General features: G+C 36.2%; 24 protein-coding genes and 1 pseudogene. 5 read left to right on the top strand and 20 right to left on the bottom strand.

Going from position 1 to position 26,430, the window contains the following annotated elements; all coding sequences use genetic code 11:
- Positions 1-19: 19 nt before the first annotated feature.
- Together C9J35_RS13205 and C9J35_RS13200 are read right to left on the bottom strand one after the other, a co-directional pair.
- Entirely contained in the window at positions 20-424 is a 405-nt protein-coding gene (locus C9J35_RS13205) for a DUF3021 domain-containing protein (RefSeq protein ID WP_107924869.1), read from the bottom strand.
- Between the two features lies 1 nt (position 425).
- Positions 426-875 carry a LytTR family DNA-binding domain-containing protein gene (locus C9J35_RS13200; RefSeq protein ID WP_054767865.1) on the bottom strand — a complete coding sequence of 150 codons (450 nt, stop codon included), beginning with the start codon at positions 873-875 and terminating at the stop codon, positions 426-428.
- A gap of 340 nt (positions 876-1,215) precedes the next feature.
- Here C9J35_RS13200 and C9J35_RS13195 point away from each other — a divergent pair.
- Positions 1,216-2,160: pseudogene (locus C9J35_RS13195) on the top strand (AbrB family transcriptional regulator).
- 226 nt (positions 2,161-2,386) lie between these two features.
- On the opposite strand, the gene C9J35_RS13190 reads toward C9J35_RS13195, so the two are convergent.
- Complete coding sequence (locus C9J35_RS13190) at positions 2,387-4,081, bottom strand: methyl-accepting chemotaxis protein (RefSeq protein ID WP_107924868.1); 1,695 nt, start codon at positions 4,079-4,081, stop codon at positions 2,387-2,389.
- Between the two features lie 251 nt (positions 4,082-4,332).
- On the opposite strand from C9J35_RS13190, the gene C9J35_RS23615 reads away from it, so the two are divergent.
- The 4 genes from C9J35_RS23615 to C9J35_RS13175 all read left to right on the top strand — a co-directional run bounded on the left by C9J35_RS23615 (position 4,333) and on the right by C9J35_RS13175 (position 8,128).
- Entirely contained in the window at positions 4,333-4,473 is a 141-nt protein-coding gene (locus C9J35_RS23615) for an RAxF-45 family protein (protein WP_167395967.1), read from the top strand.
- A gap of 104 nt (positions 4,474-4,577) precedes the next feature.
- On the top strand, positions 4,578-6,374 hold the full coding sequence (gene abc-f / locus C9J35_RS13185) for a ribosomal protection-like ABC-F family protein (protein WP_107924867.1): 1,797 nt from the start codon (positions 4,578-4,580) through the stop codon (positions 6,372-6,374).
- Positions 6,367-7,155, top strand: coding sequence for a GNAT family N-acetyltransferase (locus C9J35_RS13180; RefSeq protein ID WP_107924866.1), 789 nt, complete (start codon positions 6,367-6,369; stop codon positions 7,153-7,155). Before abc-f ends, C9J35_RS13180 begins: the two co-directional genes overlap by 8 nt.
- Before the next feature lie 238 nt (positions 7,156-7,393).
- Positions 7,394-8,128 (top strand): hypothetical protein, encoded by a 735-nt coding sequence (locus tag C9J35_RS13175; protein WP_107924865.1) that lies wholly within the window; start codon positions 7,394-7,396, stop codon positions 8,126-8,128.
- Positions 8,129-8,218: 90 nt separating this feature from the next.
- On the opposite strand, the gene C9J35_RS13170 is transcribed toward C9J35_RS13175, so the two are convergent.
- From C9J35_RS13170 to C9J35_RS13090, 17 genes are all read right to left on the bottom strand, one after another.
- A complete protein-coding gene (locus tag C9J35_RS13170; RefSeq protein ID WP_107924864.1) occupies positions 8,219-8,602 on the bottom strand; it encodes a hypothetical protein in 384 nt (127 codons plus the stop codon).
- A 185-nt stretch (positions 8,603-8,787) separates the two neighbouring features.
- On the bottom strand, positions 8,788-9,525 hold the full coding sequence (locus C9J35_RS24740) for a peptidoglycan recognition protein family protein (protein WP_107924863.1): 738 nt from the start codon (positions 9,523-9,525) through the stop codon (positions 8,788-8,790).
- Positions 9,509-9,805: a phage holin gene (locus C9J35_RS13160; protein WP_010858741.1), complete on the bottom strand. Its 297-nt coding sequence runs from the start codon at positions 9,803-9,805 to the stop codon at positions 9,509-9,511. Before C9J35_RS13160 ends, C9J35_RS24740 begins: the two co-directional genes overlap by 17 nt.
- Positions 9,806-9,823: 18 nt before the next feature.
- On the bottom strand, positions 9,824-10,237 hold the full coding sequence (locus tag C9J35_RS13155; RefSeq protein WP_054767862.1) for a hypothetical protein: 414 nt from the start codon (positions 10,235-10,237) through the stop codon (positions 9,824-9,826).
- Between the two features lie 85 nt (positions 10,238-10,322).
- Positions 10,323-10,769: a hypothetical protein gene (locus tag C9J35_RS13150; protein ID WP_107924862.1), complete on the bottom strand. Its 447-nt coding sequence runs from the start codon at positions 10,767-10,769 to the stop codon at positions 10,323-10,325.
- A 26-nt stretch (positions 10,770-10,795) separates the two neighbouring features.
- Positions 10,796-12,697, bottom strand: a complete 1,902-nt coding sequence (locus C9J35_RS13145; protein WP_107924861.1) for a DNRLRE domain-containing protein — start codon at positions 12,695-12,697, stop codon at positions 10,796-10,798.
- Positions 12,698-12,728: 31 nt separating this feature from the next.
- The gene (locus C9J35_RS13140; protein WP_107924860.1) at positions 12,729-14,771 is read right to left on the bottom strand and encodes a discoidin/SUN/FTP domain-containing protein; all 2,043 of its coding nucleotides are present in this window, start codon (positions 14,769-14,771) and stop codon (positions 12,729-12,731) included.
- 1 nt (position 14,772) lies between these two features.
- The gene (locus C9J35_RS13135; RefSeq protein WP_107924859.1) at positions 14,773-15,519 is read right to left on the bottom strand and encodes a discoidin domain-containing protein; all 747 of its coding nucleotides are present in this window, start codon (positions 15,517-15,519) and stop codon (positions 14,773-14,775) included.
- 50 nt (positions 15,520-15,569) lie between these two features.
- Entirely contained in the window at positions 15,570-16,805 is a 1,236-nt protein-coding gene (locus tag C9J35_RS13130; protein WP_107924858.1) for a discoidin domain-containing protein, read from the bottom strand.
- A 1-nt stretch (position 16,806) separates the two neighbouring features.
- On the bottom strand, positions 16,807-17,949 hold the full coding sequence (locus tag C9J35_RS13125; RefSeq protein ID WP_054767853.1) for a discoidin domain-containing protein: 1,143 nt from the start codon (positions 17,947-17,949) through the stop codon (positions 16,807-16,809).
- A complete protein-coding gene (locus C9J35_RS13120) occupies positions 17,946-19,025 on the bottom strand; it encodes a hypothetical protein (RefSeq protein ID WP_107924857.1) in 1,080 nt (359 codons plus the stop codon). The genes C9J35_RS13125 and C9J35_RS13120 overlap by 4 nt, the downstream gene beginning before the upstream one ends.
- A 23-nt stretch (positions 19,026-19,048) precedes the next feature.
- On the bottom strand, positions 19,049-19,381 hold the full coding sequence (locus C9J35_RS13115; protein ID WP_107924856.1) for a hypothetical protein: 333 nt from the start codon (positions 19,379-19,381) through the stop codon (positions 19,049-19,051).
- Between the two features lie 24 nt (positions 19,382-19,405).
- A complete protein-coding gene (locus tag C9J35_RS13110) occupies positions 19,406-20,005 on the bottom strand; it encodes a hypothetical protein (RefSeq protein ID WP_107924855.1) in 600 nt (199 codons plus the stop codon).
- Positions 20,006-20,131: 126 nt separating this feature from the next.
- Positions 20,132-20,875 carry a hypothetical protein gene (locus tag C9J35_RS13105; RefSeq protein ID WP_054767848.1) on the bottom strand — a complete coding sequence of 248 codons (744 nt, stop codon included), beginning with the start codon at positions 20,873-20,875 and terminating at the stop codon, positions 20,132-20,134.
- 56 nt (positions 20,876-20,931) lie between these two features.
- The gene (locus C9J35_RS13100) at positions 20,932-22,098 is read right to left on the bottom strand and encodes a hypothetical protein (protein WP_107924854.1); all 1,167 of its coding nucleotides are present in this window, start codon (positions 22,096-22,098) and stop codon (positions 20,932-20,934) included.
- Positions 22,099-22,124: 26 nt separating this feature from the next.
- Positions 22,125-22,610 (bottom strand): PAAR domain-containing protein, encoded by a 486-nt coding sequence (locus C9J35_RS13095; RefSeq protein WP_107924853.1) that lies wholly within the window; start codon positions 22,608-22,610, stop codon positions 22,125-22,127.
- 12 nt (positions 22,611-22,622) lie between these two features.
- The gene (locus C9J35_RS13090; protein ID WP_167395966.1) at positions 22,623-26,417 is read right to left on the bottom strand and encodes a phage tail spike protein; all 3,795 of its coding nucleotides are present in this window, start codon (positions 26,415-26,417) and stop codon (positions 22,623-22,625) included.
- Between the last annotated feature and the right edge of the window lie 13 nt (positions 26,418-26,430).

Genomic DNA, 26,430 nt, shown 5'->3' with positions numbered 1-26,430 from the left:
TTGTAATAAGCCCATATTGTTATTGCTTTCTCTTTTGTAGTTCTTGATTGATTTTTTCAATATCATTTATTTGTAGCACGTATAAAATGCACCAGACGATGGAGTAAATGATTACCTCAGAGACAAACACATAGAACATGCCCGAATGTTCAAACCAACGGCCAAAATAGCCTGCTATGAAAACGCAAAGTGTTACAGCAAGAAAGTGCAGAGCAAGCTGAATAGTAAATAATAAACGCTCTAATTCAAAAATTAGGGAGAGTAGGCCAATGACAATGCCGAGTATGGCGGCGATTATAATTTGCTCTAGTAATTCTGGTCCTGTTACCACAGCATTATTAGACACAATACTAATCGTCACGAGGACGTAGGAAGAGCTAAGTGAAATGAGTAGTCCGATAATCATCATGCTTAAAATTCTCATGTTATGAATCCCTCCCGATACCTAACTGGCGCTTTAATTCTTTTATATACTTACGGCTAACATGAATGGATACATCATTATCGAGAAGTAATTCTGTGGTCCCAATTGTGCCCATCTGAATCGAAGCAATTTTGTTCATATTGACGAGTGTCGATTTACTAACACGGGCAAAGTCTTTTGCTAACTGTGTTTCTAGTTCATATAATTTGCGCTTGGTTTCGAATTCCTGCTCTTCCGTCTGTAAAAATACTTTCGCACCCTCTGCATAAATTGAATAAATATCGGTAATTTTTACTAGATGGATTTCCTGCTGCAAATAGCCGTCAAGCATTGTTGTTTGAGCTGCTTGCAATTGTTTCATTAGTTTTTCAATTTGCTCGTTGTACTCCTTTGCGTGAATATGAATCTCGGTTTCTTCTAGCGCATTATTAATCGTTAAATGAATTTTCATTGGTGGCCCCCTTACAATCAATTACATCTAAACGTAACTGTTCCTGCACTCTTGCGGATGGCGTCCATCAACCGAATCAGGATAATATAAATGTAGCATAGAAATTTTTGGATAGGGTAGATTCTTTGATAAGAGGTTGCAATTAATTCATAACAGGTTCTTTTATACGCATATAGGGACTAGAAAGGTAGTGGAGTGGTAAATTGATTTCGTTCACTGCATAATAGAGCTATTCATTCGTAAGGGGGTGCTTGGTCTGTATGAATTTTTGAAGCCAATATTGATTACGTTATGTATTGGGTATATTGGGGCGCTGTTATTTCAATTTTTACATATTCCGATGCCTTGGTTACTTGGGGCCATTACTGCAGTGCTTTGTGTCCAACTGTTTACAAACGTTCAATTGAAATGGCATAAATATTTTCGCAATTTTGGTTTAGTCGTTGCAGGCTATTCCATTGGCTTTGCTTTTACGCCTGAAGCGGTTTAGGATATTAAACAATTTTTAGGCAGTATGATTGTGCTGAATGTAATCTTTATCGTGTTGTTTCTTGCCATAAGTTTTTTAGTAGCAAGACGTACAGATTTAGATTTCTCGACGGCCTTGGCATGCTGCGTACCTGGGGGAATGGCACAAGTCGTGGCTTTCGCTGAGGAGCAAGGGAATATGGATATTGCCGTTATTACATTTTATCAGGTTTTGCGTGTGCTACTGATTGTTGGCTTTGTGCCCTTAATGGTGGCGGGCTCCGGTGGGAATATCATGCCTGTAGATGGCGGCTGGACATGGGAACTAGCAGGCTTGCTTGCTATTTGTGGACTAGCAGGATGGCTTGCACAAAGGGGGAGAATCCCGACAGGCTATATGCTTGGGCCAGTATTTTTATTAATGGGCTTGAATTTAGTTGGGCTGGATGTCCCAAAAATGCCATTGTTTCTTCTTCATATGGCGCAGCTATGTATTGGTATTTATATTGGGCTTTTATTGAAAAAAGAGGATTTACATTTATCGAAGAAGCATGTGTTTTATGCATTTGTATCAGCAGGAATTTTTATCGGTACTGCCTATGGTTTAACTTTTATCTTGAAGAGATTATACGAGCTTGATTTTCAAACAGGTTTTTTAAGTATCGTACCGGGTGGGCTTGACCAAATGGGGATTATTGCCGCTTCGGTTCATGCCAATGTCACCATTGTCACTGCATTTCAGTTATTCAGGTTACTGATTGTCTCCATTTTCCTTGTTCCTTTCGTGAAGGTGTTCGTGAAAAAAGTGAGAACCTAAAAAGGACTGGATGCCTATTTCAGAGATATAGCCTAACAAGAATGTGGACTACGTAAAAAAGATTGCTCATTATCAAATGTCTTGATAATGAACAATCTTTTGCTGAATTAGTATTTTACATGAATCCCAGTGAATCGTTGTTAGAACGACATGTTGCACTGATAGAATTGCATTTGTCGCTGAAACAACCATGACTTGCGCTGATAAGATACCGCGTTCACGGAAGTTAGTATTTAAACTGATGGATTAAATCTTGCAGTGTTTCTGCATTTTTTGTGAGCTGGGTTGCCGCGTTGTTTATGTCTTCCATGGAATAGAGGTTGGCTTCCGCAATCTGTGTGACTTCTTTTGACTGCTCACGTGCATCGACTGCGATTTCAGCCATAATCTGTGTCGAGGCATTCGCTTGTTCGATGCGTGCATATAATTCCTCGGCGATACTAGATACCTCTTGGATTTTATTTGTAACAAGTGAAACTTTTGTCGTAATGTCTTCAAAGGCTACGCTTGTTGTATGAACAACCTTCACAGTTGAAGTGGCTTCCTTTTCACTTTGTTGCATATGTTCGCTTGCTTCTTTGGATAGTTGCTGCATGGTATGGATAGTATCAGTAATTTGAGCAGCAGATGTTTTAGATTGTTCAGCTAATTTTCGAACTTCTTCTGCGACGATGGCAAAGCCCTTGCCATGTTCTCCAGCACGCGCCGCTTCTATTGAGGCATTTAGAGCAAGTAGGTTGGTTTGGTCAGCTATGGCATGAATGACCTCTACAATTTCGCCTATTTTATTGGCATGTGTGTCAAGTGCCGCAATAGAATTGGCACTCTCTTGGACCGCTGTTGTCATGACATGCATTTGCATCTGCATTGCCTGAGCAGATTCTTCACCATGCTTTGCAGTGTCAAAGGCATCCGATGCATAGGTTGAGACTTCACTATTTGTTTCTGTTACAAGTTGAATACCACCTGCAATGTCCTGCATGGCTTCGACATTTTCGTTAGCACTGTGTTTTTGTGTGCTTGCACCACTCGCTAATTCCGCCATGTTGGATGTTAATTGTTTAGTTGTACTTGTCGTAGAACCGGCTGTAGCAGATAACTCAGCGGATGAAGCGGAAACTTGATTGGCTGTATCATCGACATGTCGCATCATATTTCGCAGTGTTTCCAGCATGGCATTGAATGAATGGGCAAGATCACCGATTTCGTCTTTCGCATTAACGACTAATTGTTGTGTCAAATCACCTTTGCCAGCAGAAATTGTTTCAAGTTGGTCGTTTAAACGTTTTAAAGGCTTAACGATACCACGCACAAATAATATGCCGGCAATGACAGCAATAACAGCAGCTATAAAGGCGATGACCCCCATTTTTAACAGCATTTTTTGGGCCACGGCATCTATTTCAGAAGTAGGGACACCTGCAAATATCATACCAATTATTTCACCATATGCATTTTTTATCGGTTCATATTGTGTTAAATAGGGTTTGCCGACCACTTCTGCTGTTCCACTGTATACGTCTCCTTGTGTTAACACGGCATCTGCAACTTTTGAATCGGCAGTTGTACCTACAGCGCGTTGACCATCTACCATAACGTTTGTATTTATACGTGTATCTTTAGCGAAAATAGTAATCGCTGCTTGCGATAACTCTCCTAATTTATCAACTAAAGCTGTCTCGTTGGCAATTTTTGCTTCCCCCTTGTAAAGCTCCCCATCTTTTAATTGCCATTCACCAGGTAGTGTTTGATCTAAATTATATACGCTTAAATCAAAAATTTCGCCAAGACGAGCCTTGTATTCCGCTTCTAATGTGGTTTTCATTTCGCTTGTATTAACGAGGCCTACTGCAATAAGGACAAATAAGGTGATCCCCACTAATAACAAGCTCATTTTGTTTTGCATACTCAATTTTTTCATAGAAGTCCCTCCAAGTTCTTCCTTACACAAAAAGACAGTAAGTTAACACTAAAGTAACTTACTACCAAATAATCATAATATTATCTAATTATTACAATTGATAAGGAAAACATTGCTATTCCACATTAGTATATAACTACTAGAGATGTTTGTATATTTCAAAAATAAAAGTTATTGCATTTTTTTCTGTTTCCAATTTCTATGGAGTGTGGTAATATAAAACCAATTATGATGAACGGAGGTGAAAAGGAATGAATCAAAACGCTACGAGAACAGGTGTAAATGCAGATAAAGCGATGTATTTTGCACGTGTACTTACTTTCGATTTTGCAAACAACGGGATAGGTCTGTCCATTTTTAAGCAAAATCAAATACAAAACGTAGCGGATTAACCATTCTTTTTCACAAATAATGAGGGAAAAGACTGCTTGTTAATGGAGCAGTCTTTTTTTGTTGTCTTAAGATGTTTTCCGCACGTTTCATGGAGGAAAAAACGATGCAAATTAAAGCTGAACATATACAAAAAGTTATGGGTGGTAATGTCTTATTTGAAGGACTTCAACTGGAAGTCAATACAGGAGAACATGTGGCGATTGTTGGTGTAAATGGCTGTGGAAAAACGACGTTATTACAGTTGTTAGCAGGTGCCGATACACCAGATGCAGGACGTATTATTAAAAGTAAGGATGCGACAATTGGGTATTTACATCAAATCCCAAGCTATCCTTTACTTACAGCAAAAGAGGTGCTTGAGGAGGCATTTGCCAATATCTATGCTGTAAAAGCAAAAATGACAAAGCTGGAGCTGGAGATGCAAACTGAGGTTACTGACAAAGTATTGCAGCAATATGGTCATATACAGGAACTCTATATGCAACAGGGGGGTTACGAGGTAGACGCACAATTAGCAATGATTGCAAATGGGCTCGGTATTACTGCATTGCTCTCACAGCCCTTTGCAAACTTAAGCGGTGGCGAAAAAACAAAAGTCATGTTAGGGCAAATCCTTTTAAGTAATCCCTCCATTCTATTATTAGACGAACCGACCAATCATTTGGATATGCAGGCCATTGAATGGCTAGAAAGTTATGTGCAAAACTTTACTGGAATGATTATCGCAGTATCGCATGATCGCCAGTTTATGAATCAAATGGCGCAAAAAATTATAGAAATTGAAGATGGCGAGGCATTTACGTATCAGGGGAATTATGACGCTTTTGTGGCACAAAAAGACGCGAAAATTGAACAGCAATTTGCCGAGTTTGAAGAACAACAAAAGAAAATTAAAAAAATGCAGGAAACCATTAAACGTTTAAAACAGTGGGCAAATGAAGCGAATCCACCTAATGCCTCCTTACATCGTCGTGCCAAAAGCATGGAAAAGGCACTGGCACGTATAGAACGTGTAAAAAAGCCAATGACCAAAAAGAAAATGAACTTGGCCTTAACGATGGCTGAACGTAGTGGTAAGGAAGTTGTACAGATACAAGACGTTAGTCATGCATTTGAAAAGCCATTATTGAAGGATAGTAATTTGTCGGTTTATTTTGGGGAACGAGTGGCGATTGTCGGGGACAATGGCAGTGGCAAAACAACACTGCTCAAAATGATATTAGGTGAGATTGTGCCAAATAAGGGCAATTGTAAGGTAGGAAGTAGTGTGAAAATTGGTTACTTATCGCAACAATTTGAGTATGACAATCCAGCAATTCGACTAATTGATGCCTTTCGTGAGCGTGTGTCTGTTTCGGAAGCCGATGCCCGTCATCTACTTGCACAGTTCTTATTTTATGGCTATGACGTATTTAAGAAAGTAAAGGATTTAAGTGGCGGCGAAAAAATGCGACTGCGTTTAGCTCAGTTAATGCATGAGGATATCAATTTACTTGTACTTGATGAACCGACCAACCATTTAGACATTGAAGCTCGGGAAGTGTTGGAGGATACCCTTGAATCTTTCGAGGGTACCATTGTTGGTGTATCCCATGACCGATATTTCTTACAAAAAATCTTTACAAAAATTGCATGGATTGAATACGAAAATATCCAGGTATATGAGGGTGATTATGAATGGGCGCGTACGAAGCGCCTGTCCGTAGTGAACGTACCGATAAACGAAAAAGCACAAGCGAAAATCCATAATAAAAAAGAACTATCTATTGAAGAGCAAATCGAGAAGCTAGAATTGAAATTAAAAGAACCGAAACTTGCCAAAGAACAACGCCAGAAATTAGAGCAACAGCTAGAGGTTTTATATGACCAATGGTTAGAAGGAGATATTGAGCATGCGTAATCTGGAAAAAATTATACAGTTGGATATTGATTATATAAAAAGTTTTAGTGACATGGAGAAGTGTGCAGCGGGAATATTGTTTTATAATCAGGAAATGCCAACATATTATGACGCCAATCATGCGCATATATGGCAGAAGATTGAGCAGGTAGATTGTTTTTTAATGGACATAAAGAAATTTTATGTTTCAAAAGGTCTTATACCAAGAATGTATTTATACAATGTAGAGGAAAATCAACAATGCATAGAGAAATTACATGTGCATGGCTTTCAATATGAGACCTTTACAGATGACATACAATGCTGGAATGGCGAGTTTGTGCAGCTTCCGATAAATCCAGCGATTGATATTGAGCGTGTAACAGATAATAATGTACAAGAAGCATTGGCTGTAGAAATGAGTATATCCACATTCGGTGAGCCCGCTTTAATAAAAGAAGCTTTCTATAAAACGTATCAATCACCGCACTTTACGTATTATTTATTAAGAGTTAACGGGGTAGCTTGTTGCACTGCCAATATTTTTGTAGCAGGAAATCAAGGTAGAGTGGAGAGTGTCGCGACTATTGAAAGCTTCCGTGGCCGTGGATTGATTGGCTATTTGTTGCAGCATATTCAACAACAATCGATGAAAGCCGGAATAGAGAATCTTTGGATTATGCCAATTAGTGCGCCTGTTGCAAGGGTCTATGCCAAGTTGAATTTCAAGTCAGTTGGTTCAGTGACATCTATTCATGCGTTTACAGAAGGAAAGAGCATTAAAGAAATACGTCAGGGTTAATAAACAGGCTGTCCAATCATGATGACAAGCACAGTTTGTGAGGTAGTCTATACATGAGTAAATCTTAACGTGGAAAGACGTGGAAGAAAATAATATTGCGCAATATTTTGGATTTGGCGTATGATAGACTACCTCCGAAAAAAGATTTTACAACTTTGAAAGTTTTTTACTTGAAAAAAAGCCGTATTCGATTTATTGTCTTTAGAGATACTTGTTAATTGGACTTGGAGGATATGGAATGCACGGAATTTATATACGCTACAATGTCTCAGAAGAAACCCCTAAAGCACAATGGCCCAAAAAATTGGATGCATTTGCCTATGTTCAACGAGGGAAACCACAACAAGAAAATGACAACACGCTTTCGTTGGAAGAGTTAAGAAGTCATGCAATCCGCTATATTAAAAGCTTAAAAGAAAATGCGAGTGTCCATTTGGTAGAACAACGCAATGGTGAAATTGAGCATTTCGATCGTCGCTATATGGAATCGTTAAAGTTAAAGGAAAATATCGATGCGCAACTCATTAATCTCGAGGAAATTCGCTTACTTTTGCAACTAATGAATGTCCTGAATTTGTCGCATGGTTTTGGAGAAAATGCTGGGAAACTACTCCGCCAAATTACCCCATATGCAAAAGAGGTGGAGCATCCAACATTCCAAACAACACGAGTAGAACGTCATTTTTATACGGAATTGATTGAACATATTGAAACAGTGTATACACGCATCATGCGCCAACACAATCCGTCTACAAATGAAATGCAGCAGTCGGAAAAGCTCTGGACAACAGTTTGTGAGCAGACAATTGAAAAGGTTGAGTCACGCATAGAACGTTTGTCTTCGATAAAATTAAAGCATGAGAAAAATTTGTTAGAGTTTAGTCAATTAAAGCAGCAAAATGTCGAAGCGAAGGAACGCTTAGATCATGCTGTTAATGAGCTGGATGTCATACTAGGTGCATTAGAATCGTAATCATCTAACGATTGACGGAGACTCCGAATAAAAATAAAAGCATGTTGCCGATTGAGCTCAAAAGTGTAGCTCTGCTCGGCAACATGCTTTTTATTGTGGTTTTGCTTTCTTTTCTGTTTCTTCATTTTTTGACTGGCGATAGACCCGTAATAAATCAAACGCCAGTAACAATACAATAATATAAAAAATGGGGCTGTTCAAAGATAGTCCGAATTGTGACTTCCCACCAAGTAATGATAAGATAATCCAAAGTCCGACTGTGTAGAGGGTTACACCCACATATGCCTTTTTAGATAGCCTCTTATATGTACCCTTTGCTGTCGATATTTGAATAATGACGAGGACGATTAATATAACAAGGATAACCTTCTTCGATAAAACCTCTGCTAAAGTAGTGGCAGGGAAAAAATCATTGACGAATAGTAGCGTGAAAAATACAAGAATACAAAAATTTAAAATGCTTGAAAGCTTCATGTAATGTCTCCTTTGATGCCAAATGTTCCTTTCTATTGTAACATGGTTCTTTGTGTTAAGAATATAAAGCCACATTTAAAATGATGAAAATTTATTTGTTTGTGATTCCTCAAATAGAAGGAGAAGCAAAAAAATTCCCTCTCCACCATTCGCTATAACGAACAGTGAGAGGGAAAAGTATGTTTCTATTTTTTATTGATTTGTCGATACAGGACAGTTGCAAATTGCTCGCGAGTAAGAGGCTTTTGTGGATCTACCCCATTCAGTAGGCCTTGTTTTTTAGCCCATTGCCAGCCCGCTTCATGGGAATCACTAACAGGTCGTTCCACCAATCCTAACGATTTTTTAATGAAATCTAATTGTTGTTTTATAGCCTGGTTCTCCGCTTTTAATTCTTCAAATTGTGACACTGTAAAACCTCCCTTATTGTCCGTCAGTAGATTCAGTTCCTTCTGTACTCTATGTAAGAAGGAAGACCATCTTCCTTCATCAAGAATACGATGGGGGCAGTATTTTCCATTCCAATCCTGATGCTTTCTCACTCGATCCATTGTCCAGCCACGTTCATGCAATAGCTGTGCTGTAAGTTGAACCGCTAATTCTTCAGCCCTTGCATAGCGTTCACCACCTGATTTCGAGTAACAAATCTCAATACCGATGGATTTCATGTTGCCGTTGCTTTTTCCATCTCCACAATGCCATCCAGTACGATGTAAAGGTAATCCTTGGATAACTTCTTGATCATCCACAGCAAAATGGTAGGACACCTGATTGTGATTACTAATCATATAACGAATTTCGTTTGAAGCTGCCGCATCATTGGCTGTATTATGTATAGTTATAAATTGTGCATCCATGTGATAAGGACATTTGATACCGTATTTTGAGGGCGATACTAAATTCTGTTTAATGTTTATAGTCAATAAAATCATCTCGTTTCGGTTTCACATAAGCCAGGGCTCTTTTTGAATCACTAACATTGGCCGTGGTCGGGTCTAAAATTGCGTTATATGTACTGACTGCCATTAAAGCTAATATGTAAGGGTTAGCAAGCGCATTGACAATTAAGGTCCAGACACTTTCCCAGGTAGTCAAATCAGCGCCAGTGATGCCGTAGTAGGCAAATAGGGGGGTAATAATCGATAATCCTAGGGTCACCCAGAATTGTGGGTTGCAAATTCGAACTTTCCAGTTAATTTTCATATGTATCCATTCCTTTCTTTATAAACCTAGCCATTTTAGTAGGAGTGCCCCTACAATTGTTGTCGGAATGAAAATCCACCAATGTAAATATTGTTTGATCGTGTCACTAATAGAGAGGCTATCTTTAGCGGATTCCAGTTTTAAATCCTCTTCAATACTGTCCACTCGTTTTCCAATGCCCTTTACATCATCTTGTAGTTCAACTTGCGACATGTTTAATTTGGTGAGGTTAATATTTATGTTATTGAAGGTTTTATCCATTCTATTTAATTGAATTTGTTGGTGTTTATTCATTTCTTGTTGTTGTTCTGACACGACTGTTAAGCGATACAATAATTCATGATTACCTTCCAGTTTTGAAATACGGCTATCCTGATTCTTGATTTCCACTTCAACACTAGCTAATCGTTCACCTAGCTTGTCATTTTGCAATTTAATCACCGACTTTATATAAATAATAAAAGGATAGGGAGGACGATAAGATCCACACCTATCCTGAACTGACTGCTCATTTCATCTAGTTTTCAAGTAATGTAATATCCTCAAAAATTTCACAGAATCTATCAAATAGAGTTGCTTTCTTACCTGTGAATTCTAAATCACAATTTAAGACAATCTCCTGTAAAATATGTAACATGTCAATTTTTTCTGCCGTTTCTTCAATAATAAAATCTTCATGTAGTAACGTCAAAATTTGTTGTTGCACTTCTTTTTCTGCTTCTTCAGTGAAAATAGGAAGCTCAATCTCTTTTTCATCTACAATTTCTGTATTATATAAAATTTCTCCATTTTCATCTTTTTCCGCATATTCATCAACCAATTGTTGTCTTTCTTGATTTACTTGATTCAATTGCTGTTCTAACAATTTGATAAAGCGAGTTCTCATTCGTGATTCTTTCCCTTTTAAAATGAGGTTAAAAAGAAAAGCTTGTAATTCACCGATTTCGTAATTTTTTATAATCATCTCTATTTCTCCTTTTGTTCACTAATTTACATAATAAACGCATAGCCAGTAACGCCGCCATTCACCACAATGACTGTGTCAGTGTTATGAACCATTAGGACACGGGGTTCGATCGTCGTGACAATATCAGAATCATCCCAAGTCGGAATAGTAATTTCAACAAGGATCTTTGGCTTCGATACAGATAAATCAGTGTTGATTTGACTGACTGCTTTACTAGTAATCTCAGTATTAATTTGACTTACTTTACGTGCGATAATTTCAGTGTTTATTTCACTTACGTAGGCTACAAAAATTTCAGCATCCGAATCAGCATCTTCATATACTCTAGCAGTAACTAAAGCTTCAACAGTAGGCTTAGATACAACAAGTTCGATTAGTATATCACTCTTAATATTCGGTTCAATTTCGACCCAAATATCGTTGCGATATTTTACTTCAATTTCAATGTAAATTTTTGGTTTAGAAACAGCTATTTCAGTATATAAGTTATTATTTTTAATAACTCGTGGAGTAATTTCCGTTGGGATAGTTTCCTTGCTCACTATAATCTCAGTGTTAACAACACTTGCATAAATAGTGTTAATATCAATTTCAGTGTTAATAACGCTATTCCTATAAGTAGGAATAGTAATTTCAACATGTGTGCAAGGTTTAGAAACGACTAATTCGGTGTCAATTTCGTCCTCTTTTCTTCTTGAAGCTGATATTTCAATAGGAATAGTAGGTTTGTTGACAATTATTTCAATCAAAATGCGACTATCTCTTGGATTTCTAACACTAATCTCTGTTGTAATATCGTGATCTTTCGGAATAGCTACTATTAGCTCGGTAGGCACATAAGGCTTATTTGCTGTGATTTCAACACATATATCTTCATCTAAAGGCACTTCTGATCGGTGCACGTAAAGATATGTTTGTTGATCAGAAGATTCAAATGTTGAATCAACAGTTATTTCAGTATTTTTATCTGAATTTAGCCGCTTATATACGAAGATTTCAGTAATATGCTGACTTCTACCAAAACTAAATATCCTGGAGTCATAGTATTCTACTACTAACGCTGGAGGGAGTTTGGATTCCCTGGTTTTAAATGTAACTTGTCCATCCGTTATTTCATTAGACACACGAATGATAAAGCCGTTATTTATTTGAGTAAGTGCTACCCAATTTTTTACAATATCGAATACATTAAATTCAACGTAACCTGCTTGTTTGTTGACAGTAAATTGATTGGTAATTAGCTTAATCGGAGTGGGTCTATTTAAGTGCGTAATACCATATTCAGACCATGAATTATTAGCATTTAAAACTTCTAGAGTAATATTTTGAGGGATACTGTTACTGTAGTACAATCTTAAATTTGCATCCGTAAGTACATAAGATGGATTAATGGAAGACAAGTCAAATTGTACAAATGAACGCCAAATATCCTCGTGACTACGACCAACTACCATAGAAGAATAGCCACCGTAGTTAATTGTTTGATAGTCCATTTTTTCACGCGTGAAAGCGTCTTGAGTAGGGTTGAAAATGTCTGTAATAATGGGCGGTTGTTGAATTTCGTAGAGAGCTGACATCCGATTATGAGGAGGTATTTCTATTTCAGCTTCTAGGTTGTTGTATCCAATCGGTTGAATTTCAGTTAGAATTTCTGAATTACCACGATACATAATGTTTATGTAAATCTCTTTTGAAGTCTCATCATAGGCCCGAGGGATAATATATGTATTAATATCAGCGTTTTCAGCAGGTCTCGCAATAATTTCTGTAAATACGTCATTGTTTCCAACAGCGATTAAAGAATATTTGGCTTTAAAGCTGTTGTGAGGGGGTGAATCAGTGTGGAAGGATGCTATTACTATTTCACCCGTATTCTGTTGTAGCAGGGGATCCGTAACTCCTTCATTAAAATTATTTTCCTCCATAATTTCACTTCCTTATCACATTGTATTGTGATTAGGCTTTGTCTGCTCTCACGATTATGTCAAATGAACCGTTAGCGTCAGGCGTAGCACCTAATTCAGATTTTAGTCGAATGAAGAATGGTATTTCTTCGTTATTTTGAAGCACACCACTTAGTCTTAAATCAGGCTGTGGCATGAAGGGAGATAAACTTGTACTAAATTCAATGCTCATACCTGTAGGGAAATTAGATGTGTTAGCGTATAAGTGAATGTTCTTAACGTCATAGCCATATTGGTTTTTAAGAATAACCTCATGCTCAATTGTAGTTTGACCTGCGATAATAACACCGAAGTCAAGATACTGTAGAACTTCACCAATCTCACTAGAGAAGTATTGCCCATAGACATCTTTGAACATAAGACCTGAATATGTTCCCATGAATTGAGTTGACCAATAATCTGTAGTTCCAAAGAAATCTTGAAACTCTATTTTAAGTGTGTTCCAATCATCAATTCTAATATCTTTACTACCGATTACTAACTCAATGTTCTGAGGTGACTCACCTAGTTTAGTAAAGCTTCCATCAGTAGGGTAGTAGTAACCATTGTTGAGTAATACACGATATTGAACACGAGTTAAATCACCATCACTTAAAACACCTTTAAGAATATTAGCGTCAAATGAAATGTCGATTTTAGCAGTAGTGTTTAAGATGTATAAGCTTGTGTCTGAAATAGTTGTAGTGTCACGAGGAAGATAATCTTCATATGAAACACTCTCCACAACAGAAACAATTGTGTCACGAGGGTTGTCTTTCAAGAACACACCAATGTTCAAGTATTTTTCTTTCCATGTACGCCACTGAGCATCGGTGATGTTATTTAGGTCTGTATGTTTCATACCATTAGCTGATATTGCTTGCTCCGTAGAAGCATCAGAGACAACAAACTTTTCTAGTTTTTTATCCCACACATACCATTTATCAGGTGTTTCTCCACCAACAAAGTAGCGAGCTTCATCACGATATGATTGAGATATGTCATTGACGATAACATCATCTAAAGCACCATAGACACGTTTAGGGTTGACTAGTTTAATAAACTGAGGTTTTGGTATAGCAGTCATTTCAAGCACTCTCTGTGCAGCCTCAGGGGCTTCATCTGTCCATGTGACAACTTCAAAATCACCTTCTAGTTCATCTATAGGCGACCAATTAGCTTCAAGAATTAAATCAGCTTCATTTACTTCTTCATCATCTGTGTAATAAAGAACCTCAACATTGTCGCCAAATTCATCATAAATATCAAATGGCTCAGTAGTTGTTGATACGATAATATCGTCTGTTGTTTCTGTGTACACTAGAACCTCAGGAAGTTCACCAATGTAGTCATAAACTGAATAAGGTTCTACTTCATCAATTAATTCAATAAATGTGCAACCACTGTCTGTGTAATATAAGACTGTTGCATCATCCAGTTCATTTATTACTGAGATGCTTTTCTCTAAATAAGCATCAATGCCTTGATTAACAAATTGGTCTTCTGTTGGATAAGTAGACGAAACAACTTCCCATGAAGATGTTGATGTGTTGTAAGTCTTATAGTTATTTTCGTGAAAGACTAATACTCTTTCAGAGTATACTAACTCAAAAACCTCTAATTCAGCTACACCCCAACTATTAGTTTGGTGTCTTGACTTGTGTACAATTCTAATCCCACTTACCCAAGTGGGTGTGAGGTCAAATGTAAGTGTTTCTAATACAGCTCCATGACTTCCTGCATGAAGGACAACCCAAGTACCATTAACTAACCCTTGAAACTCCCAAGTTTTCAAGTCTCCATGTGACCAAGAATAGCCAACTCTAATAGTGTATCTTGCTAAAAAATACTCTTTTGGAAATGTCATTTGAATATATTCGTTTGCGACAGGGAGAATACTACTTCTTGGTGTAGTGGAATTGTTTTTATCGAAAGCATTGTTAGGGTTTTGAATTTGAGTTGTTGAAACTGTAATCTTAAAACCATCAACTGTCCCACCCGAAGCAGTTGGACTGTTGGTAGTAGGAAATGCAGGTATAATACTATTGTACTCCATATTATTTCACCTCTCTTATAAATGTATTTGTTGTCTTATTTTTTTCTTTTCCACCTATTTTAACTTCGAAGACTTTTCCTGTTCCCAATGTTTTTTCCTCATTAGAAGGGTAGAGTTTCTTGTCAAAAGGTACATCTAATTGAATCTCTTTACCTTGCTCAATTCCATGTAAAATCATGTTTTTATCAGAAGAAGATGGGAGATGAATTAGAGTTTTATTGTCGAGAGAGTAGTGTTTTTGAGTTGTTGAATTTTTTAAGATAGATGAATTTCTGTTGTCAAATCCAAATAGCAATTGCCCTATTCCTGTATGAGTATACCCATTGTTTGTTAAGATTTCGATTCTGTAAATTTTATATTTTTTATTATTACTTATATCGAGCTCTCTTTTTTCATTAGGCGACCAATTTGTTTGGTTAGAAAATTCAGCAATAATATCAAAGTTAGTGCCATCATTAGAAGCTAAAATTTTAAAATCTTTTGGTGGTGAAGTTGCACCTGTGGCTGAATCATTTCTTGAAGTAAGTACCATTTTATTAACATATTTTTGTTCACCTAAATCTAATTGTAGCCATCCTGTAGGTACATTTTCTTTTGTAGACCAAACATCAGTAGAACTTGAGTTAGTTCCATTAAATGCTTTCCAAGCATCATACGTAGTTGAAAAAATACTACTAGCACTCGCCACAAATGGGGAAGGAGCAGTATTGCTTGTCATTTTTGTTTCATACCAAACTAAGACACTCATTTAATCATTCCTTTCTTTTATTAAATTTAGAAAATCAAAAAGCACTAAGTCTAATTAAACTTAATGCTAAGAGGTTTTCTATTTATTTTTGTAGTCCAAAGACCTTCTGCATTTTCACTAACAGTATCTTGTAAAATGTAGTTTTTAGTAGCTATTGGTTGATTCATATCTGAAAATAACGATTTACCGTAATTTATAAAGTTTTGTTTAGAGAGAGAGGGTATTTCATAGGCTACCATGCCATTACCACTATATCCTACTCTAACTTCACTAATTCCTATATAGGGCGCACCATTATTAGTTTCTATGAAAATTCTAATATATTGATATTTTCTAAGTGAAAAAGAAAATATTTTTATTTCTTCTTTTGTCCAAGATAAATTAGTAGTAACATGTAAGTCATTCCAAATAGCATTATCATTAGAACCTTGAAGTCTCATATTTTTTGGATTGGCTGTAATTACATAAGAGGTAGTAATAGCAGATGATACTCCTTGAATACTAATAGAATCAATTAGTTTCTTCTCACCTAAGTCTATAGTAAGCCATTCATTTGCGCTACCTAATGAAAGCCAAGATGTCGTGAGGTCATTATCAAATGCTTTCCAAGCAGGATATGAAGTATTATAAATTCTACTTGCACTAGCCATTAATGGAGAGGGGGAGGTGTCAGATGTCATATTTGTTTCATACCAAGTGTCGATATTTGATACTGAATAATATTTTCCTTTGGCAGAGAGTAATGTTTTACTCGTTGCAAAAGAACCACTTCCATCAAAGAAGTGTGTTCCTTCGAATTCACTATCCTCTAGCAATTTGTCAGCACTATTAAGGAATGGTGCTTGACCTGCATTGATAAAAGTAGAGACATTAGGATTAGCACTTGCGGCACTACCTATGACTGGCTTAATCTTTGTTATAATGTTTTGAGGATGGTCTTTTATATCAGCCCAATTAGAAAAATTTCCACCGTTTACATTCCATCTAAGTTTACCTTGAGTTGCAGATGTTAAGTCTAGATGAACACCGTAGACAGCATTGGCTACTGGTTGCCATATCGCAATCATAGTTCCAAGCATTGACGCAGGAGCGTTCCAAGGAGGATTGTCTTTATCAGTGAGTCCTATCCATCTATTAGAACTTCCTGAACCATTTATTATTTCAAAATAAAATTTACCATCTCCGAGAGAGCGATAATCTATTGTGCTATCAGAACGCAATACTCCATTTGCCACTGTGTAGTCATTAGAAGCAATCCATCTGCTGTTTATTATAGATACTGCCATATTATTTCACCTCTATCTTTATACTTCTAATATCAAAATATTTCTTTAAATCAATTGTCTTACTAAATACTTTCCCAATTTCTCCTGTCCCTAAAATCTCACTTTTCTCTGCCATTGGCAAAGATTCTAATTCTGCGACTGTACGGTCAAGTATAGATAGTGAATCCATACCTTTAGTAACGAACTCATCTTTGGTCGGAATTGTGTTTGTTACATCTTCCCATTTTTCTTTTACCTCTGGAATATCTTGAGTTAATAAAGTAAATCCACTTAGAGAAGCAAATCCACTAACTGTAGCCTTTACAAATATTCTATAATATCTGTAGTTATCTGGATTGTCTATTGTGAATTTTTCATAGGAGTCAATTGCTAATGGATGTTCGTTTACTTCATCTAGGTCTATCCATAGATTATCATCATTACTTCCTTGTAAAATCCACGACTTTATTTGCTGAGTTATATGTCCAGATGTCAACTGATATGTGTAAGCTTTTCTTGGAGATGACAAGTCAATCTTAATCCATGTATCACTAGAAGAGTTAGCAATCCATCTGCTTGCACCATTTAGTATTCTATTGAATGCATTGAAAGAGAAAAAACCTCCATAAGAATCCTTACAACTTGATACATATGGTACTGGATTAGTGTCATTAATCATTACTGGTATTAAATTTGTACCAGAAACAGCATCTTTACCTTCGATGTATCGTTTATACTCACCATCATGTAAAATAAGAGTTTTATTTTCAATTTCATAAGTATCTATACCATAAAAAACAAACGCCCTACTACTAGCACCATCATAAACTGTTATAGTTGCATTGTGATTTCCATAGTCCATTTGCTTTTCATAAACTAAAACATATCCAATATCTCCTGTACCTCTTAGTGTTGTAATTGATTCTTCCATTCCACCATCTATTTTTATTTTTACATTTGTAGCTCTAAAATTATCTCTTGTCCCTGCAATAATTCTAATAGCACTGCCAACAAAAGAAAAAGTTATAGTAGCACTTGCACTTAATAATCCAATACAATTGCCATAATCAGAGGTTGTTCCCCTATAAGTAAAAATACTGTTTTTATAGTCATATCTTGTCCATTTTTCCTCAGGCTGTGTTAATATACTATATAATTCTGTCACTCTTCCACTACCTCCAATCTATCAATTCTTACCCAATCATCACGAGTGATTTTCTTTCTGTGTAAGCTACCTATGTCTGACCAAGTTGAATCTAATTCCTTGTCATAAGTATAATCACGTTTGAGACTTAAAGATGTTGTACCTTCTTCATAGAAATCTAATTCTCCTAAGCCTGCGTATGAAGCATGTCCATTGTTTTCAGAAAATTTAAGTCTATATGCTTTATAAGTATCATTGTTTAAAATAGAGTATTCTTTGTCTTGATAACTTGCTGTCCATGATTGCTTAGTTTGAGTACCTAAGTCTACCCACGTTCCATTAGTACCATTTGTAGTATCTAAGCTTCCTTGAAGAACCCATGACTTAACCATACCTGATAGCTGACCACTAGTACCACCTGCGCTTCTTACCTTATATTTGCTAACTCTAACAGGATTGTTAAAATAGAATCCTACAAAACCTGTTAGAAAACCATTTCTAGAAAGATAACCTTCTGCTTTGTCTGCTTTATCAAAAGCATACCAAGCTGAATAACTACTACTATACTCTGTTTCTGCAAAAGCAAAACCTTCTGAGGAAGATGTATTTGATGTTAATCTAGGGACAATATAACTACCTGCTTTAACTTCTTTTTCTTCAATAAATTCATTCGTATTGAAATCACTGTTCGCTATAGTAAAAACATCCGTAACAAACCCTGCAAATAAATCTATTCTTACTTGAATGTACTGCTTAGTGTCAGACTGAATTGCCCCATCTTCCGCAATCGCAATCCAATCAGACCAATCTCTACCATTGTCTGAAACTCTTGTTAATACTGCGAATGAGCTTGCGCCATTGTTTGTATTAGTTGTGAATATTTTTTCGAAGTCCTGAAAAATATCTCCTAAATCAATCACATCAGAAGTCCATGAACCTTCTTCTGTGTAAATAGGGTTTCCTTGACCATCAATATCAACTTCCACTAGTTGAAGAAATCCTGTTGTCTTGTTAATTTCAGTATTGTCATGTGTTCCTGAGACACCAATAGGTAATCCTATTTCTTTCTTTTCTAAATTACCGCCTATAAGAGCCATATGAGCATTTTCCTTTCTTATTATTAAATATGAGTTATATTACCTTCTTGTCTATCTCCTGTATCAATCGACTCAATACCACCAATAAAAGTAATAAAACTACCACTTACGTTTGTAAATGAATTATCTAAAAACAACACAATGAACTTTGAGTTTTTAGATGATTTAATTTCTCCAATCTTAGCGTCTAAGCCTTTGCTAACAAGTTTATCTACTAGCATTTGAATTGAGTATTTTCCTGTGTCTATTGTGTATGCTTTCTCAGTTGAAGACTCAAATAAAGAAATCTTGTTGTTAGCTGTTGTTATTTCTAAAGAATCATTTTTATCAGGTAGATATAGCCAAAATCTTTTCATAATACCATTTCCTCGCCTAGTTAATTATTTGATAGTCCAATTCATCTGACCTGCTCTATTGGCTTCTAAAGGGGCGTAGAAGCGTTCTACTTCAATTCCTCTTGACTTAAATACCAAATGACCATTCATTGATTTATTGGAAGTCAATTTAACTTCAACAAAAGGACTTTCATTGTCTAAAGGAAGTGAAACAATAGGCTGAAAGAATAATTGAACTCCTTCTTTTTCGTAATTTGTTTTGTAGCCAAAATTAATTGACTTTAAGTTTGATTGCTGAATACCTTGAACGTTGTTGTAATCAGCGTAAGCTTCTTTATATGTGATAAGGTCTTTGTCTGCGAAGTTTGTTGTTAAGTGATATACTTCTGCTATTTCATCAATGTACTCGATTTCAATTCTTCTACCGTTTAGGTTGAAAGAACCATCAGACATTTCGAAGTAAAGTTTCATTCCTTGACCAAACAAACCAAAACGAATGACCTGATTTTTCTGAATTAAGTAAAAATCATTTTTTTTATGCGTAAGTAGGTCATACTCAGCGTAATTTTTTCCATTTGCATAATCAGCATTCCAATTGAAAGGAATACCATATGCTTGATTGTTTCCTGCGTTTGCGAATAGCATTTTTATCAATCTCCTTCATTGCATTGAAGTTTTTCTTTTAATCAATCTATAAAAATAGGGTAGGGGAGAAAGCTCCCTTACCCTGTAAAATTACTATTTTATTTCTTAAATATCATTATGTTGCTTTTACACATAACGGTAAGAAACACGTTGCATTAATAGGTTTTTACCTGCGCTTGCTGTAATTGGTACATCTGCATAGACAGTAACTTTTACAAAGTTACCGCCTGCAAAATCGGCATTGCTTCCATCATCTAATGTGTCATGTGCCAACCCTAATATTTCCTTAGCAGCAGGTGTTTTATCAATTTTAATTGCCATATACTCAATGTCATTGTCAGGTACTAAATTGCCTTCCACTTTTGCCCATGAGGGTTCTGTTACATCTGTTGTACCAGCTTTAACTACTTTATAGATAAAACCATTTGCTACTGTAGGTTGTATATAAGTATCTAAAACTAAAATCGTGTTGTTTGACCACACAGAAGCATTTTTAGCGTTTTTGTTAGTTGTAGTACCATTTGTACCTAAATCTTTAGTACCTAATGGATTCGCAGTCCCACCTTTACCTACAGGCGTAAATTTAGTTTCATTTAAAGTGTCAACTCGTACATGGAACCAGTTATCACGTACAGCTTCAACAACTTTACCAACTGAATCCCCAGGACCACCTTCTCGGTCGCGAGTTGTAAATGTCACTTCTTCCATTTTTGAACAATCAGATTTACCCTCTCTATTATTCCAAATATAAAATGTTTTATGTGGGGACTCTGAATCTGCGTCAACAGTACCATAGTTTACTGTGTTGTTTACTTTGCTTGCCAGTTCGTTTGTACCTTCATACCATGATACTACAGGTGGGTTTGTCATTATAAAATTCCTTCTTTCTAGTTAATTTAATTTTTTATAATAAAAAACTCTCCGAATCAATGAAGATTTAGAGAGTCGTTTAACACTATTTTTACATTGACCGATAAGTTTTGTGCATCGACAGAAAAAGAGGGGATAGTTAATCTGAAAATATCACCTTTTTTCACATTACGTTCTGTTAAAGCGTGTGTTTTATCATCAAGATAGTGGTTTTCGCCAATCACAACTGGGTTATCCGTGATATCATGCCAATCCGTAAAATTGGCAGATTTTTGAATTTTAACGGGAGTTGGTTGAGCGCCTTTTGATGTGACAGAGGCTTTTACTTCTACAATTTCACCTTCGTAATCAAAGACAACATGAGGATCTTGAACGCCTTCTAAGATATCTTTTGGAATGATGAATACAATTGTTTTCTCATTAACAAATTCAGTAATGCCTTTAAGTTTCATATAATGCTCTTTGCTCATTAATCCGTTTAAAAGCTCACTTGCTAGAGGAATGTTGCCCCCTAATGCATCGATAGGAACCCAGTCTTTTCCGTTCCATCTATAGCGGATGCCTGTATCAAAAACCTGAGTAGTCCATCCAACTTCCGGGTAAGGGAACTTTTTCGCAATATCGTTATATGTATTGACAAAAGGCTGATAAATTAGAACAGTTGTTTCATACGCGTCTTTTACTAATTCGGTAGCATCTTTTGCTTGCTGTGTTGCAATTAAAGCCTGGTCTGTGGCGTTATTGGAATTGTTAATAGCGATGACAAGACGGTTTAAGTACTCTTCATAAGTGTCTGTTCGATCTATTAATTCTTGTACTTGCGCTTTACTTTTTTCAATGATTTCATGCAATGATTCAGTAGCGGTTGTCCCATCATAATGAATGATACGAGTAGAAGGGTAGAGGATAAGGCCTCTTCCTTTATATATAATGGAAAGGGTCTCCGCTTCTTTTGATTCATGGACATAAACAAAGCCGTTCGTATAGTCAACATAAAATTCATTTTTATCGAGGTTGTGTTTTATAAAGGCTTCGTAGTTTATCTCAAACATGCCTGCAATACGTACTTTAAACATCTCGTCAGGAATTTCTAATAAGAATACCCGTTGATTTACTACTCGTGCAATATCAAGTCTATCGATAAAAGGATCGTTGGGCGTACCTTTTCTCCAAACGATATGGATAGGATTATTAAATTCTAAATAGTTAATAGGTAATGACAATTACTCACCTTCTTTCTTCATTTTTTTCAACCTGAGAATACGTTGCTGGAACCTTCACTTAGTGTTGGTGTAGTGCCTCCATGAGTAGTCACTTTGTCGCTTTTTCTGGCTAATGACTTGCCATTAACGAACACAGTCGAACTTCCTCCAGTAACAGAACCAGTGGCATTTGTATGAGAACCACTGTCATAAGACCAACCACTCGGAACTGAGTAGGTGTCTTTTTCTGACGTTTTTGCTCCTGAATATACCACTTCTTTTCCATTGACGAATACATTGGAACTACCTTCGTTTATTTCCCCTTCAATCGTTGCACTAATGTGATCGTATGAGTGAGAGGAGGAGGGGGGAGTTAGAACACCATAGCACACGCCACCTGACCAATATCCTGAATAATATTCACCGTTCATATAACCTGCTTCACAAGTATATTCATTTGGTTTTTTTACCTTGATATGCCCCGTTGCTGTGCTATTTTGAATTTTATTTCCTTTCACTGAAACTTCAGGCATGTTACTTCCTCCTTAGTTGAGGTCGATTCGAGACCCATTTACCTTAACTCCCGAAGTGCTGATGACAATTTTATTTTCTCCTACCGCTAAAGTAATGGCATTGGAAGCTTTGAAATTAATATTTTTGCCATCGAAGTTCATGGAGTGAGGTGTTTTCATTAGAATGGATTCATCGCCATTTTTAAGAGCAATTTCTCGTTTTTGGCCATCCGTGCCCACATAGTCAAAATAGAAGCCATCACTTTTTTTGTATTGGTATCCGACATTGTTTCCTGCGCCCGCATCTCCGCCTGCCCCCCACGTCATGTGAGGGTAAGCAGCATCTCCAGTTTCTTTCACTGTGATCGTGAGCTTATCTTTTTCAGAACCGCCATAATTTGTTTTAATCTTAAAGAAATTATCCTTAATATGAATAAAGTCTTGTGGTTGGTTGGAATTCAGTGTCTTTAATTTATTGACCGTTAAATCGGAAATATAACTTCCATCCACATCTTTTATCATTTCATCACTATCATTACCCATTATAAGAAGTTTTTTAGCGTAGATAAGGCCATCTTTACCAATCCAAATGCGCTTTTCACCTTTAACATCAATGGCGATGCCTTCATTGGCATTTAAGCGTATTTCTTCGCCGTTATTGCCGTTAATCGTAATACCTTTATTGTGGTCGAAAGTTATTTTCTCTCCTAAAAAACCGTCAACAATTTTTAAATTATGGGTCGTAATATCTTTGGCATAAAGCCTACCATCTGTGTCAACGTAGAATTTTCTATTGCCGTTAACATAAATTGAAATGGCTTCGTTTGCGTTTAGCCTTATCTCTTCGCCATTTCTACCAAAGATAGTGATGCCACGTTCCCAATCAAGAATAATGGCGTCGCCTAAGTTGCCATCTACAATGCGTAAGTTTTTTGTGACTAAACCTTCAGCATACAGTGTGCCATCTTCCCATTTATCGTCACCTAATGTAGCAAATAATTTACTGACCCATTTATCATTCTCCCACTTTTGCAGAGCAAGACCATTAGTAGCATTCAGGAAAGCTCGATATTTACCATCACTGCGCACAGCTATAAAACCAAACTCATTCATAATTAAATTATTATTATATGCACCCATGTGAATACCTGAATAGAACAAGGAGTCTTCAATAGCCTGTCGAAGGCGAGTAGCCTCATCATAGTAATCTTTAAATCTTTGCACAAAAATACCACGATTTTCAATCGGACTTGTGGATTCTGTCAATGGATCAGTCATATCAATATTCAAATTTTGTGATTCCGAATAGCCGTTATTAATTATTTTTATGTAATTTGAAATATAATTCATTAACTCTAAATATTTATTTTTTAAAGCACCTGTTGAATATCTGTCAGTTATAGAATAGACAGTACGGAACGTTTGAGTATCTGTATAAAATTTGCCATCAACATCTGTTTTATTATCTCGTTCACTTCTAATATACTTTTGCGCTTGTTGAAGAAGCAGCTTGTAGTCTGAGTGTATTTTATATAATTCTTTAATAAGCTCTAATTTTTCAAGCGTAGTCAATTTACCGTCTGCCACAATCTTGTCAAATAAGCCAATATCAAAGTAATTATTTTCAGCATCTAAAATTACTTGGTCTAGGTTATTTACGATTTTAATATTTTCGGCCACCATATTTCGAGAATACAACGTACCATCTGTATTAGCCCATAGTACTTTTTTCCAATCATCGCCGTCTTTTTTGCTGACTGAAAAACCTTCACAAGTTGTCAACGCTACTTTTGTTATCGTATTCCATGAAACAAGACCAAAACATTCAGATTCTTGAGGAATTAAATTTCCGTCTTTATCTTTTTCATTATCTGATACAAGCCCTAACCGCATGACTTCATCACCGTTACGATTATAAATAGTGGTCCGTGAGCCTTGTGTCAGCCAAACACCTGATTCGTCTTCAATGATTAAATTCACACCCGAAATTATTTTACCGAAAATTCTCTCGCCAAAAATACCATCCTTCGAAATGGCGTGCTTCCATGAGTTGCCGTTATCGTTTGTGATAGCTAAAAATCCATTTTGAATCACTAGCCAGCTTAAAGGGTCGGTTAAATCTTTTACTGTAATGCCGCGCTCATTGATTTCAATTTGCTGATTATAACCAGCCATTACGGCATTTTTTAAAGAGTCCCATTTATTGTTAATGATGTCGTTGATGGCCCCATTGTTTTTTTCGGAAAGATTCCATTTCCATTTTTCCATTTGGACGAGGGTAGAGGTATTGCCAGCCTTACTAAGTTGCTCTAACCAGGTGTTTTTTTCATCAATTTCGTTGGTGATAATAACTGAAATACTTTCTCGTTCAAAATCATAGGTAATTTCCGTTATTTTAGCTTTAATATCTACCTGCAATCGGTCATAACGAACACTGACGATATCACCTAAATTGAGTTTGTCCCAATCATTTTGACATTCCACGACTGCTAAAAAATCAATCATATTCATATCTAATTTAATTTTTGGTTGTAAGTATTGTTTGAAAATTTCTTGTGCTTCTTCTAACAAATCTTGATCATCGACAATCGAGTCATTTGTATATTCTTTATCGATTTCGAAATTGGATAATTCAGCCAATTGCTCTTTTGAGAAATTATTTTCTCTTAGTAATTTACTTCTTAATCGTTCTAACTCATCTTGATAATTGCTTAATTGATAGTTTAAGTCCCGAATAAAGGCTTCTTGATTGGCAATCTCAGCTCTTTTTGCTTCTAGTTGGTTAATGATATCCAGGTGAGAAGGGGAGTTCGATTGAAAGTTAGCATTGGATAAATCTAATTCATCTTCTATGATAATTCTTTGTGTTTGTAGACTGCTAAGACGCTGTTCTTCAGTTTGAATAATGGAATTCTGCGTAGTGATAGAACTCGTTAAGTGAGTGAATTTTTCTGCTAATGACTCTACTAATGCATGATAATTTTCTAATGCAATACATAAGTCATCACTTAAGTACTCCGAATGGCTAATGACGACCCCATTTTCACGTTTAAAGGGGTAGAGGTAGAATCTAAAATCTTCTAAATAAGCCTGACCTGTGGGGTTTAACCGATGTATTGTCAGTCCATCTTGACCATAAACCTTTAATCGAGTGATTGTATCAATCGTGTTAGTAGACAAATTAAAGCTTTCTAAATATTTGCCATCTCGGATATAAAACCCTTTATTGTTGCCAATATTATCAGGTCTATAGTAGTTTATTTCACATTTAAGTGTGTCCCAAACAATTAGAGCATTCCATAGGTTTGCTAAATCATAAATAATTTCTAGAATATTATTTGAGGATACTTCATAGCTGCGATAGGTTTCGAAAAAGCTATCGACATAACCAATTTTCCAATTAGTATTTGCTGAGGATAATATTTCGTTTGTAATTTGTGCGAGCGTTTTACTGACTACTTCAAAATCTCTAATATTTTTATCGCTCAGTTGCACACCCAACGATAGGGCAGAGTATTGAATATATTCATCATCGCTATAAGATTTGGTGGATTCATTCAATAAGAAGTATTCCGTTACAGGACCGAACTTCAGTTTAAATAAATATCGATTTTTAATCGTTTGGATATTCGGATTGTCCGTGGGAACACCATCTTGCAAAATAACTGTCGGTATCTTGAAAGATAATTCATTTAATACATTTAACTTCGTATTATAGCTAATATCATAAGCTTCACTAAGAAGTGCGATTGTTTTTTTATCGGGTCTACAGAGGAAAATTCTCGGTTGTGCAGCTTTTATATCATAATTAATGTCACCTAATTTCACTTTATCACCCCCT

Source organism: Lysinibacillus parviboronicapiens, assembly GCF_003049575.1.
GTDB classification, from domain to species: domain Bacteria; phylum Bacillota; class Bacilli; order Bacillales_A; family Planococcaceae; genus Lysinibacillus; species Lysinibacillus parviboronicapiens.
Note: the sequence above shows the minus strand (reverse complement) of the source record. Positions and strands in the feature narration are given on the sequence as shown.